The sequence below is a fragment of the Rhodococcus sp. AD45-ID genome (genome assembly GCF_003023755.1).
In the GTDB taxonomy this organism is placed as follows: domain Bacteria; phylum Actinomycetota; class Actinomycetes; order Mycobacteriales; family Mycobacteriaceae; genus Rhodococcus_F; species Rhodococcus_F globerula.
The window spans coordinates 899,629-911,289 of sequence record NZ_PYHL01000002.1 but is presented as its reverse complement, the minus strand read 5'-3'; the positions used below and the strand labels follow the sequence as shown (position 1 = coordinate 911,289).

Below are 11,661 nucleotides of genomic sequence, written 5' to 3'. Positions count from 1 at the left end.
TAGCATTCTTAACTGAGTAACAACCATCGAGAGTTCGAATACCAGTCGAGCCCGACGGTTCATCAGATCGACTTCACGACTCCGGACCCGCCACTCCACCCGCAAACCAGGAGAGAAGTTTATGTGGCATCTCCAGGCCTACGACAACGACGCCGAATTACAAACCGAGATCTACCTTTTGCACGATATGATTGCCGAAATCGTGAAAGATATTCTCGGCGTTGACGACAGCGGCTTCGACTTACCCGTCTGGATCCTAGAATGACGTACCCCTCGACAAAGTGCCCGAGTTCACTAAATACATTAACGAACCCTTCAAGATAGACCGAAATAGTGAGTTTGAAGTCTCAGATCTAACGGATTGAACCGAGCCTGGGCCTCGATTGTCAGCTCGAACCCGACAAGTTCAATTGATGCGGCCAGACCATCCGCGCCGCACCAAGTCGTCGAGCAGGAAAGTGAAACATGTGGTACCTCGAAGCTTTCGACAACGAGACCGAATTTCGCACCGAAAAATACCTCTTGCACGACATGACTGCCGAGATCGTGAAGGAAATCCTCGGCATCGACGACAACAACTTCGATCTACCCGTCGTCGCACGTTTCAGTTGCGTTCAACTCGACAAAGTTCTCAAGTTCGCGAAGTACACCCACGAACCTATCGACGTAATCAAAAACTGCGAATATTTCGTTGGACTATTCGCTGACTGAGTACTGTAAGAACGGCACGCATCTAGGCGATTTCGACTCCAATGCCGGATCGCCCGACTAAACCCGCCGACGCCAGCCGCAGACATGGAAAGTGAAACATGTGGCATCTCGAAGCTTTCGACAATGGAAATAATCGATTAGTCAAAGATTACGCTCTGCATGATATGGCTGTTGAGATCGTGAAGGAAATCCTCGGGATCGACGACACGACTCCAAATTTCCCGTCAGAGTGGCGTTCCCCTCGACAAAGTACTCGAGTTCGCGAAATACACTTGTAAACCCATCGAGATAACAGAGAACCGCGAATACGAAATAGGCCTATTCGCCGACTGAACAGCAACACTGCACCTCGTCGGCCAATCCTCGAGACAAATCCGGCTACCTTCGACGCCAGGGTTATCGAACCCGGAGCCTTGTGGAATTTCCACAAGGCTCCGGAGTTTCTTCCGGGGTTTCCGGATGCCAAACCCGTCAAATACTGATCTGAGGGAATCAAACAGTATTGGTTCCGGCCTCAATGACAGTGTCACTGAGGGATCGGCTGCCCCGGCGCCACGGATTTCACCAGCTCCGCCAACTGCCTGAACCCTTCGGCGCGGCCGCTGGACGAGCGAAATACCAGTCCGATAGTCCGACCAGGGGCGGGTGCGGTGAATGTCGCCGTGGCGAGTTCACCCCGCCGACTCTCCACCGGCACAGCCGATTCAGGGATCAAGGTCACCCCGAGCCCGCCGGCGACACACTGCACGATCGTCGCCAAGGATGTTGCCCGCGTATCGCCGGAGAGCGGGTGGGCGTCAACGGAGCGGCACAGATCCAGTGTCTGGTCCCGCAGGCAATGCCCGTCGTCGAGAAGCAGCAAGGGCAGTTCGTCGAGGATGTCAGCGGTGAGATCACTGCGCCCTGCCAGTGGGTGGTCTGCTGGGACGACAAGAACAAAATCCTCGTCGTAGAGCGGTATCTCGATCAGCCCAGGCGCACCGGCGGGCAGCGCGAGCAATGCCAGATCGAGGGCACCGGAGCGCAGCGAGTCGAGCAGTCGTGCGGTTTGGTCCTCGATGACGTGAGGTGCAACCGTTGGCATGGACGTCCGCAATGCCGGCAGCAGTGACGGCAGGATGTACGGCGCGACAGTGGGAATCAGCCCGATCCGAAGTGGGCCGGCCAATCGATCCCCCATTCCGGCGGCGCTCGCGACAAATCCGTCGGCAGCCTCGAGAATCAGTTTCGCTTGGCTGAGAAGCCGCTGACCGTCGCCTGTGACGAGGACACGCCGGGTGCTGCGTTCGATCAATTGCACGCCGAGGCCCGATTCGAGTGCGGCCAACGCCTGCGAGAGTGTGGGTTGGCTCACACTCAAACGTGCTGCGGCGGTGCCGAAGTGCCGATGTTCGGCCACCGATACGAAGGCACGCAGCTGTGACAAGGAAGGTTGATAAGTCTGATCAGCCATGGCTATCAGTGTAGTGCCACCTATCACCTTTACCTTTTGACCACTTTGATGCAGAATGGACTCATACCAAAAAGCGCCGGTCACGCACCATGACGGTGAGACCCGCTTCGACGGTATCGAGAACTTTCGATCACAAACATTCGTGATCGTGCGTGTGAGAAAAACCTGTTCACAAGACAAGTAGGAGGACGAGACATATGGCTCTGCTGACAATCGGCGACCAGTTCCCGGCATACAACCTGAAGGCCGTTATCGGCGGCGACCTCTCCAAGGTCGACGCTCAGCAGCCCGACGACTACTTCACTCAGATCACGAGCGACGACTACGCAGGCAAGTGGCGCATCGTCTTCTTCTGGCCCAAGGACTTCACGTTCGTGTGCCCCACGGAGATCGCAGCATTCGGCAAGCTGAACGACGAGTTCGCAGACCGCGACGCACAGGTTCTCGGCGCTTCCGTCGACAACGAGTTCGTTCACTTCCAGTGGCGTGCACAGCACGACGAGCTCAAGACCCTCCCCTTCCCGATGCTCTCGGACCTCAAGCGCGAGCTTGCCGAGGCCACCGGCATCCTCAACGCTGACGGCGTTGCAGACCGCGCGACGTTCATCGTCGACCCCAACAACGAGATCCAGTTCGTCTCCGTCACAGCCGGTTCCGTCGGCCGTAACGTCGACGAGGTTCTCCGCGTTCTCGACGCTCTGCAGAGCGACGAGCTGTGCGCATGCAACTGGAAGAAGGGCGACCCGACGATCAACGCCGGCGAGCTGCTGAACGCGAGCGTCTGATCATGAGCGTCGACAACCTGAAAGATTCGCTTCCCGAGTATGCCAAGGATCTCAAGCTCAACCTGAGTTCCATTGCGCGCACCACGGTTCTGAACGAGCAGCAGCTGTGGGGCACCCTCCTCGCAACGGCCGCTGCAACCAAGTCGGCGACCACGCTCAAGGAAATCGCAGCCGAGGCGGCAGACAACCTGTCCGCTGAGGCGTACAACGCAGCGCTCGGCGCAGCGGCGATCATGGGCATGAACAACGTCTTCTACCGCACCAAGGGCTACCTTGACGGTAAGTACGACGACCTTCGCGCGGGCCTGCGGATGAACATCATCGGCAACCCGGGCGTCGACAAGGCCGACTTCGAATTGTGGTCGCTCGCGGTTTCCGCGATCAACGGCTGCAACCATTGCCTCGAAGCTCACGAGAACACCCTCCGTCAGGAAGGCGTTTCCCGCGAGGTGATCTTCGAAGCGATCCGTGCCGGTTCCATCGTCATGGGTGTCGCGCAGGCTGTCGAGGCCAATGAAATCCTCGCTGCCGCACAGGTCTGATCCCAGACCGACGCAGTAGACGAAAGACCCTCCCCGCCTTCCACGGTGGGGAGGGTTTATTCGTTTTTCCGGCGCGCTACCCTGGACCGATGGGCATCGAAGTGAGTGTGGTCCGGGTCTTCACGGACGAGAACAGAAAGCACGGCAACCCACTCGGGATTGTCGACGCATCACTGGTCGAACTATCCGAACGGCAAGAAGTCGCCGCGACGCTCGGGTACAGCGAAACGATTTTTGTCGATCTCCCTGATGTGGGCGCCAATCGGGCGAGTGCTCAGATCTTCACTCCGGCAGCAGAACTCCCCTTTGCCGGTCATCCCACGGTCGGTCTCACCTGGTGGCTGCACGATCAGGCACGGCCGGTGACCACACTCGGTGTCCCGGCCGGCGAACTCGACGTACGCCGCAGCAGTAACCTCATGTGGGTTCGCGCCCGCGCCGAATGGGCACCGGAGTTTGCTCTCTACCCCTTGGAAACGGTGGATGACGTAATCGACGCGGTTCCGTCGGACTACGAAACCGATCACTCCTACCTGTGGGCGTGGCAGGACAAACTCGAATCGTCCATCCGCTCACGGATGTTCGCTCCGGAAACGGGAATCCCCGAGGACGAAGCTACCGGCTCGGCAGCCCTGCGCATCACTGATCACCTGCGAAAATCGCTTCGGATCACCCAGGGACGGGGATCGATCCTGCACACCACCTACTCACCCGAAGGATGGCTCGAAGTGGGCGGACGCGTGGTTGCCGAGCAGTCACGAACTTTGTGACTGGCCTGCCGGATTCCGTCCTGCCTCGAGGTCTGCGGCGCTGAGCGTCACGGCAATTTCGTCGCCGAGTGCCACGCCGGGTGCAAGCGGCAGTTGATCGCCGCTCCAGAACTTGCCGGGATCGAACCAGTTGATGCGACGGTTTCCCACCATCAGGCCCATTGCCTCGTACGTCTGCGCGACAACCTCGGCGCAGTAGGCACTTTCGATGCCCGACGCAGGCGATTCGGGCTTCTTCCGGAACTTCGGGACGCGCCCGCCGAACCATCGTGACGCGAGCTTGGCGGTGGAGGGAAACGGCGTGCCGTCCAGGCGGGCTATGGTGCGCAGCAGCGCATCCTCTTGTTCACGGGTCACCGGGGTGTCGAGCTGCCGAAGCCAACCCTGCTGCCCGTACTTGGCTCCCCACACCTGCACGGCGGCCTTCAGATCATGGAGCTGAACGCCACGCTGGAAACGACCGGTCCACATGTCTTGCAACGAATGACCGAGCTCTGCATGCCACATGAGCGGTGGCAGATCGTCGATCACCACCGACATGCCGACGTGGTTGACCGGACTGTTAGTGAGCGTCTGAATTGCCTTGTCGGCCGTGGAATCTCCGCGGAAGATCCAGATATCGCCAGTGCGGGTGACACTGGCTGCCTCGTCGAGGGTCACCTGAGAGCGTGATCGTCGGTCCATAACCCTTTAGCCTAGAGGCATGACACTTCGTGCCTCGCACATATGGAAGCTCGTGGGCCTCGCCGGCGCTATGGGGGTCGCGGCCACCGGAGTCCTCGCTGTGCGGAACGAGCGTGCGCGTCGGGCGTACTCCCCCGAAGAGATTCGCTCCGTCCTCCACGAGCGATACACGCAGGCGTACGCCAGGGCGTCAGAGCAGGACACTATCGAACTGGAGCCGGTACCGAGCACACTGCGGCGCCGGATGAAGAAACTCTTCCGACGCCGCAGCTAGTTCGCAAATTTATCCGAGAGCGGCGAGGATTCCCGCAGCCATCTCGGCCACCTGATCGTCCGTCATCACGAAGGTCGGGGAAATCTGCATAGCTCCTTGACCTGCCGCGCGACCTGAAATTCCGTGCTCGCGCAACGTCTTCACGAACGGCAGTGCCTCGGCCGGGTCTGCCAGCTGAACGGCGGCGACGGCCCCGAGCCCACTCCGGACCTCGGAAACCCGCGGATGCTCGGCCAGCGGCTGCAAGTGCGTGTGCAACGACGCTTCGAGCCGCTTGGACTCGGCGAGGAGGTTCTCACGCTCGAGAATGTCGAGGTTTGCCATGGCTGCAGCTGCCGCTCCGGCGTGCCCGCCGTAGGTGTAGCCGTGACGCCACCAAGCACCGTTGTAGAACGGCTCGGCGACGCGAGGTGCGATGAACACGGCACCCATCGGAACGTATCCGGAGGTCAAACCCTTTGCTGTGGTCATCATGTCGGGCTGCAGATCGAAGCGAGTGGATGCAAACCACTCGCCACCGATACGACCGAAACCGGTGACAACCTCGTCGACGACAAACAGTATGTCGTGTTCACGGCAGATGTCTCGGACCTCGGCCAGGTATCCCTCGGGCGGAAGGTACACCCCGCCGGCGCCGATGATGGGCTCGGCGAAGAATGCGGCGATCTTGTTCGCGCCGACCTTCTCGATCAGTTCGAGGAGGCTCTTGGCGTCGTCCCAGCCGACGGTGGCAGCATCGGCCATCAGCTCGCCGTACCCCTCGCGATTGACGGGGATACCGGCGAGAGCTGTTCCCGCAACATGCATTCCGTGGTAGGCCTTCTGGCGTCCGACGATGATGTTCTTGTCGGGCTGGCCGACCTCATGCCAGTACCGACGCGCCAACTTCGCTGCGGTGTCGACGGAATCGGAACCACCGGAGGTGAAGAAGATCTTGCTGCCTGCAACCGGCGCGATCTTCGCGAGCCGCTCAGCCAGTGCCTGCGTGGTTTCGGGGACAAAATCGCCGAAGTTGGAGAAGTGAGCGATCTTCGACAGCTGAGCGGCAACGGCGTCGGCGATCTCGGTGCGGCCGTGGCCCACGTTCGTGAACCAGAGCCCGGCAGTTGCGTCGAGGTACCGATTGTCCTGCGAGTCCCAGATGTACGCGCCTTCACCGCGAGAGACGACAAATGCGCCGTTCTTCTCGACCGCGCCCATATCCGCGAACCCGTGCCACAGTGCCGAAGCCATCTTTTTCCCCTTCGAGTCCAAACGAATACCAACGATGCTGGTGTGCACACGATGTGCAGCAACTATATCGACACCACAAATCGTCTCCCGCGTGATGCTGCCCTGCGTGGGGATCGCCGCCCTGGGCACGTAATCTCATCACCATGACTTTTGCCGAGAATCTTGCTGCCCTCCCCTCGATCGATCACCTCGCCGCCATCAACGTGCTCGACACCGACGGCACCGTCATCGACACCGTGGAGAACAAGCCGGGCAAATCCGGTTCGGTCAAGGTCTACAACCACCTCGCCCAGGTCTACGGCGCAATCACTCCTGAGGCCGCAACGGCTGCGCTGGCGATTTTTGCCGAGCACACAGACGATGCCCGCGCGAACCGCGGCAAGCACCCCAACATCGACCGTCTCGATCAGGTTCTTGCCAGCGGCAACACTCTCGGGCTGCAGGAAGTTCCGGCGGAGTAGCAGCCCGCGGTCCACATCTCACATCGCGACAGAGTCCCGGTCGGCGTCGCCGTACCGCCACCGCGCCCCCAGCTTGCCGACGGCGTTGACCGCCAGCGCCATCAGCGCCATTGCCACGGCAAGCACGACAAGCCCGATCACCAGGGCTACGTAACCATGGGCTCGCGGATCGAGGAAGGGATACGGGTACCAGTCGACGATCGCTCCGCGAACCAGCGAATACACGGCATACAGGGCGGGAAAGGCGAGCCACGTCAAGGCCGACCCTTCGGAGATGCGGTGGCGCGAGGGCGAAAACACCCAGTCGGCAAGCATCACCAACGGCAGTACTTGATGCAGGGCGACATTGATCCAGGTGTCGTTCAGCGTCACATCGACATCCGAGAGCAGCACCGCGTAGACGATGCCCGTGATCACCATGTAGAGCGTCACGGCGCCTCGAACCGTCTGCCAGGTGCGCGACTGCGGATCCCGCAGCCCTCCGACAATCAGTACGACGGCTGCGGCGATATTGCTCTCGATAGTGAAGTAGCTGAGATAGTTCACCAGGGAGAATCCCTCGGCGTTGCGTAGCGGGATCCATAACAAGGCGGTCAGCCCGTAGACCGCAAACGCAAGGCGGAGAATGCGTACCGCCATCGGAGTGGATGTCGCAAATGTCGTCACTGCCCGATCGTGTCACAACGCACGCTGCGGGAGTGAGATTTCCCGGCGTTCGATAAGCTGTCCGTCAGCATGTCTACAACACCATCGGCCCCGCTCTCACCACGACGAAGCGACCTGAAACGCGCCCTGTCCGAAGTCTCATTCCGTGATGAGAACCGTCTGCGGCGCAAACTCGACCGCGCCCGCACGCCGGAGAACCTGGCAACACTGGCCCAGGAGATCGAATCCGCGCGCATCCGGCTGGCCGAACGCGCGGCGAACGTGCCCGCAGTGTCCTACCCCGAGGCACTGCCGGTCAGTCAACGCAAAGACGACATTGCCCGCGCGATTTCCGAAAACCAGGTGGTGATCGTCGCCGGCGAGACAGGTTCTGGCAAGACAACTCAGATCCCGAAGATCTGCCTCGAACTGGGACGCGGAGTTCGCGGACTGATCGGCCATACTCAGCCCCGGCGCCTTGCCGCGCGAACGGTCGCCGAGCGAATAGCCGAAGAACTCGACACCGAACTCGGCGACGCCGTGGGCTACACAGTGCGATTCACCGATCAAGTTTCCGACCGCACGTACGTGAAGTTGATGACCGACGGCATTCTGCTTGCGGAGATTCAGCGCGACAAGATGTTGCGCCGGTACGACACTCTCATCATCGACGAGGCTCACGAACGCAGCCTCAACATCGACTTCATCCTCGGGTATCTGGCGCAGCTACTCCCCCGCCGACCCGACCTCAAGGTCATCATCACCTCGGCGACCATCGACCCCGAGCGGTTCGCTCAGCACTTTGCCGTCGACGGGAAGCCCGCGCCGATCGTCGAGGTGTCCGGGCGAACCTTCCCGGTGGAAATGCGTTACCGCCCATTGACTGTCGAATCCGGAGATATCAGCTACGACCGAGATCCGGTCGACGCCGTCTGCGAAGCTGTTGACGAACTCAGCGCAGAGGGCGAGGGTGACATCCTCGTCTTCCTGTCTGGTGAACGCGAGATTCGTGACACCGCAGATGCATTGCGCGACCGCAGACTTCGCAGTACCGAAATCGTTCCACTGTATGCACGCCTGTCGGCAGCCGAACAGCACAAAGTGTTCTCTCCGCACACCGGCCGACGAGTTGTCCTGGCCACCAACGTCGCCGAAACATCTCTGACGGTTCCCGGCATTCGCTACGTCGTCGATCCCGGAACAGCGCGCATCTCGCGATATTCCGTCCGCACCAAGGTGCAAAGGCTGCCGATCGAACCGATTTCCCAGGCATCAGCGCGTCAGCGGTCCGGTCGCTGTGGCCGTGTCGCCGAGGGCATCTGCATCCGGCTGTATTCCGAAGAGGACTTCGAAGCCCGGCCGGCGTTCACCGAACCGGAGATCCTGCGCACCAACCTCGCGTCTGTGATCCTGCAGATGACGGCGCTGGGTCTCGGCGATATTGCCGCATTCCCGTTCGTGGAGCCCCCGGATTCGCGAGCCATCAAAGACGGCATCGGACTACTCGAAGAACTGGGCGCTATCGCACGAGGATCCGACGCGTCGCATCCGGAACTGACTCCGATCGGCCGCGAACTGGCGCAGATTCCCGTCGACCCTCGCATGGCTCGAATGTTGGTGGAAGCCAAGACAAACGGAGCGCTGCACGAGACGCTCGTCATCGTCGCTGCACTGTCCATTCAGGACGTACGAGAGCGGCCCGCCGAGTTCCAGCAGGCCGCCGACGAGAAGCACGCCCGCTTCACGGTGGAGAACTCCGACTTCCTCGCCTATCTGAAGTTGTGGGACTACCTCCGCGAGCAGCGAAACGATCTGTCCTCGAGCCAATTCCGCAAGATGTGCCGCAACGAGTTCCTGCATTGGCTACGCATCCGCGAATGGCAGGATCTGCACGGGCAGTTGCGTCAGATCACTCGCGGACTCGGCTGGTCGGTCAACGAACTTCCCGCATCCGAGAATTCGGTCCACCAATCCTTGCTGGCCGGCCTGCTCTCCCACATCGGACTTCGCGAAGGCGAAAAGCGCGACTACCTCGGTGCTCGCGGAAGCCGTTTTGCGATCTTCCCCGGCTCGGGCCTGTTCAAGAAGCCACCCCGCTGGGTAATGGCCGCCGAACTGGTGGAGACAACCAGGCTCTGGGCCCGCATGTCCGCGCGAATCGAACCGGAATGGGCCGAAAAACTGGCACCACACCTGGTCAAACGAACCTACTCCGAGCCGCATTGGTCCTCCAAGCGTGGTTCGGCCATGGCGTACGAGCGCGTGACGCTCTACGGCGTACCCCTGGTCACCGGACGCGCTGTCACCTACTCGTCGATCGATCCGGAAACCTCGCGCGAATTGTTCATTCGCCATGCGCTGGTGCAGGGCGAATGGACTACACAGCACAAGTTCTTCCACGAAAATCGCGCACTGCTCGACAACGTCGAAGAACTCGAGAACCGGGCCCGCCGACGCGACATCCTGGTCGACGACGAGACGCTCTACGAGTTCTACGACTCACGCGTCGGCGCCGAAGCTGTGTCCGCGCGACACTTCGACAAGTGGTGGAAGACAGCACGCCGGCAAGACCCGAACCTGTTGACGTTCACGCCCGAAACCGTCGTGAATTCCGATGCCGCAACGGTTCTGGGCGGCGAATACCCCGATGCCTGGCGTCAGGGCGACATGCTGTTGCCACTGACCTATCAATTCGAACCAGGCAAGGACGACGACGGCGTCACCGCGCACATTCCCGTCGGTCTCCTCGCACAACTCCAACCCGTCGGGTTCGACTGGCTGGTACCGGGCATGCGTGTCGAATTGGTGTCGGCATTGATCAAGACGCTGCCCAAGACCATCCGGCGGCAGGTTGTTCCGGCGCCTGACTATGCAAGCGCAGCACTGGCTTCCGTGAAACCACGATCCGAACCACTGCTCACGGCAATGGCGCGCGAGCTGTCGCGTCTGGGCGCAACGCACATCGACGCGAAGGATTTTGATCCGAGCGCCCTTCCTGATCACCTTCGAATGACGTTTGTGGTCGAGGACGAATCCGGAAAAGTTCTGGCCAAGGGCAAGGATCTGGCTCAGCTACGACGCACACTCGCCCCGCGAGTTCAGAAGGAAGTTGCCAAAGCAGCGACCGGTACCGAGCGGGCAGCCTCGACGGTGTGGACCTCCGAGACGCTGGGCGCACTGGAGCCGACCATCACCAGGAGCATCGGCGGCCAGCAGGTCACCGGATACCCGGCGCTGGTGCCGGAAAACGGCGGTGTGGCAGTACGGGTTCTCAGTACCCCTGCAGCGCAGGCACAGGCGATGCGCGAGGGCACTCGGGCTCTTCTTCTCACGGCGGTGCCAACCCAACTCAAGGCAGTCACATCAGGGCTGTCGAATACACACCGACTCATGCTGGGACAGAATCCGGACGGAAGCCTGGAAGCGTTGGTCGAGGACTGCCGTGTAGCCGCAGCCAACGAGATCATCGCTGCCAAAGGTGGACCGGTACGGACACCGGAGGCTTTCGAGGCACTCGTCAAAGCAGCCCGATCGGAGTTGGCCGGGCGCGTGTCCGCGATACTGCGCATGATCGTTCCGATCCTCGAACAATCACACCGCTTGAATGTCGTCCTCCAGCGATCGCGCGGAGAAGCCGCCGAAGACGTTCGCGAGCAACTGAAATCGCTCCTCTTCCCCGGCTTTGTCGCAGAATTGGGTTCGGCGAGACTACGCGAGCTACCCCGGTACCTGGCGGCCGCGACATTCCGGCTCGAAGCGCTTCCAGCCAGCGCTCAGCGCGACCACCAAGCCATGGACGTTCTCGATCGGGTGTACGCCGCGTACGACAGATTGCTGAATTCGCTGCCGGAAGAGCGTCGAACTGCCAAAGATGTCGACGCCATCTCGTGGATGATCGAGGAACTTCGGGTGGGACTTTTTGCACAGTCTCTGGGAACCCCAACTCCAGTCTCGGAGAAGCGGGTGCTCAAAGCAATCGAGGCGATCAAACGCTGACCGTCAGGGGTTCACTGCACAATGTTCACATTGGCGACCGAGCCACCAATTGTTGCGACAGTGTTGGCCAGACCTAACGTGACCAGGCTGTTGACTACTGCGAGAAT

The 11,661-nt window shown here is 60.7% G+C and carries 12 protein-coding genes; 8 read left to right on the top strand and 4 right to left on the bottom strand.

Translation table 11 applies throughout. The features are described 5' to 3' along the window. The first annotated feature begins 121 nt into the window (after positions 1-121). Both C7T36_RS30195 and C7T36_RS20405 read left to right on the top strand, forming a co-directional pair. Positions 122-265: a hypothetical protein gene (locus tag C7T36_RS30195; protein ID WP_155276686.1), complete on the top strand. Its 144-nt coding sequence runs from the start codon at positions 122-124 to the stop codon at positions 263-265. A gap of 200 nt (positions 266-465) precedes the next feature. Continuing rightward, a complete protein-coding gene (locus C7T36_RS20405) occupies positions 466-711 on the top strand; it encodes a hypothetical protein (protein WP_045067409.1) in 246 nt (81 codons plus the stop codon). A gap of 526 nt (positions 712-1,237) precedes the next feature. Here the strand turns inward: C7T36_RS20405 and C7T36_RS20400 are convergent. Next, a complete protein-coding gene (locus tag C7T36_RS20400) occupies positions 1,238-2,164 on the bottom strand; it encodes a LysR substrate-binding domain-containing protein (RefSeq protein WP_045067407.1) in 927 nt (308 codons plus the stop codon). A gap of 197 nt (positions 2,165-2,361) precedes the next feature. Here C7T36_RS20400 and C7T36_RS20395 point away from each other — a divergent pair, with 197 nt between their 5' ends. The 3 genes from C7T36_RS20395 (at position 2,362) to C7T36_RS20385 (ending at position 4,261) form a co-directional block, all read left to right on the top strand. Continuing rightward, entirely contained in the window at positions 2,362-2,949 is a 588-nt protein-coding gene (locus tag C7T36_RS20395; protein WP_045067406.1) for a peroxiredoxin, read from the top strand. 2 nt (positions 2,950-2,951) lie between these two features. Next, positions 2,952-3,491 (top strand): carboxymuconolactone decarboxylase family protein, encoded by a 540-nt coding sequence (locus C7T36_RS20390; protein ID WP_033234809.1) that lies wholly within the window; start codon positions 2,952-2,954, stop codon positions 3,489-3,491. A gap of 89 nt (positions 3,492-3,580) precedes the next feature. Further along, on the top strand, positions 3,581-4,261 hold the full coding sequence (locus C7T36_RS20385) for a PhzF family phenazine biosynthesis protein (protein WP_045067405.1): 681 nt from the start codon (positions 3,581-3,583) through the stop codon (positions 4,259-4,261). Here the strand turns inward: C7T36_RS20385 and C7T36_RS20380 are convergent. After that, the gene (locus C7T36_RS20380; protein ID WP_033234811.1) at positions 4,247-4,945 is read right to left on the bottom strand and encodes a hypothetical protein; all 699 of its coding nucleotides are present in this window, start codon (positions 4,943-4,945) and stop codon (positions 4,247-4,249) included. The genes C7T36_RS20385 and C7T36_RS20380 overlap by 15 nt on opposite strands. Before the next feature lie 19 nt (positions 4,946-4,964). On the opposite strand from C7T36_RS20380, the gene C7T36_RS20375 reads away from it, so the two are divergent. Next, positions 4,965-5,219, top strand: a complete 255-nt coding sequence (locus C7T36_RS20375; protein WP_045067403.1) for a hypothetical protein — start codon at positions 4,965-4,967, stop codon at positions 5,217-5,219. A gap of 9 nt (positions 5,220-5,228) precedes the next feature. Here C7T36_RS20375 and C7T36_RS20370 read toward each other — a convergent pair whose 3' ends face one another. Beyond that, the gene (locus C7T36_RS20370; protein WP_033234813.1) at positions 5,229-6,452 is read right to left on the bottom strand and encodes an aspartate aminotransferase family protein; all 1,224 of its coding nucleotides are present in this window, start codon (positions 6,450-6,452) and stop codon (positions 5,229-5,231) included. Between the two features lie 143 nt (positions 6,453-6,595). Between C7T36_RS20370 and C7T36_RS20365 the strand changes: the two genes are divergently transcribed. Continuing rightward, positions 6,596-6,913, top strand: coding sequence for a DUF2322 family protein (locus C7T36_RS20365; RefSeq protein ID WP_033234814.1), 318 nt, complete (start codon positions 6,596-6,598; stop codon positions 6,911-6,913). 18 nt (positions 6,914-6,931) lie between these two features. On the opposite strand, the gene C7T36_RS20360 is transcribed toward C7T36_RS20365, so the two are convergent. Further along, on the bottom strand, positions 6,932-7,552 hold the full coding sequence (locus C7T36_RS20360; protein ID WP_033234815.1) for a Pr6Pr family membrane protein: 621 nt from the start codon (positions 7,550-7,552) through the stop codon (positions 6,932-6,934). Positions 7,553-7,648: 96 nt separating this feature from the next. Between C7T36_RS20360 and hrpA the strand changes: the two genes are divergently transcribed. Continuing rightward, positions 7,649-11,554: an ATP-dependent RNA helicase HrpA gene (gene hrpA / locus C7T36_RS20355; RefSeq protein WP_045067402.1), complete on the top strand. Its 3,906-nt coding sequence runs from the start codon at positions 7,649-7,651 to the stop codon at positions 11,552-11,554. Positions 11,555-11,661 lie beyond the last annotated feature (107 nt).

Coding starts and splice junctions, on each gene's coding strand:
- C7T36_RS30195 (WP_155276686.1), top strand. CDS start 122: ATGTGGCATCTCCAGGCCTACGACAACGACGCCGAATTACAAACCGAG.
- C7T36_RS20360 (WP_033234815.1), bottom strand. CDS start 7,552: ATGGCGGTACGCATTCTCCGCCTTGCGTTTGCGGTCTACGGGCTGACC.
- C7T36_RS20400 (WP_045067407.1), bottom strand. CDS start 2,164: ATGGCTGATCAGACTTATCAACCTTCCTTGTCACAGCTGCGTGCCTTC.
- C7T36_RS20365 (WP_033234814.1), top strand. CDS start 6,596: ATGACTTTTGCCGAGAATCTTGCTGCCCTCCCCTCGATCGATCACCTC.
- C7T36_RS20380 (WP_033234811.1), bottom strand. CDS start 4,945: ATGGACCGACGATCACGCTCTCAGGTGACCCTCGACGAGGCAGCCAGT.
- C7T36_RS20405 (WP_045067409.1), top strand. CDS start 466: ATGTGGTACCTCGAAGCTTTCGACAACGAGACCGAATTTCGCACCGAA.
- C7T36_RS20385 (WP_045067405.1), top strand. CDS start 3,581: ATGGGCATCGAAGTGAGTGTGGTCCGGGTCTTCACGGACGAGAACAGA.
- C7T36_RS20390 (WP_033234809.1), top strand. CDS start 2,952: ATGAGCGTCGACAACCTGAAAGATTCGCTTCCCGAGTATGCCAAGGAT.
- hrpA (WP_045067402.1), top strand. CDS start 7,649: ATGTCTACAACACCATCGGCCCCGCTCTCACCACGACGAAGCGACCTG.
- C7T36_RS20395 (WP_045067406.1), top strand. CDS start 2,362: ATGGCTCTGCTGACAATCGGCGACCAGTTCCCGGCATACAACCTGAAG.
- C7T36_RS20370 (WP_033234813.1), bottom strand. CDS start 6,452: ATGGCTTCGGCACTGTGGCACGGGTTCGCGGATATGGGCGCGGTCGAG.
- C7T36_RS20375 (WP_045067403.1), top strand. CDS start 4,965: ATGACACTTCGTGCCTCGCACATATGGAAGCTCGTGGGCCTCGCCGGC.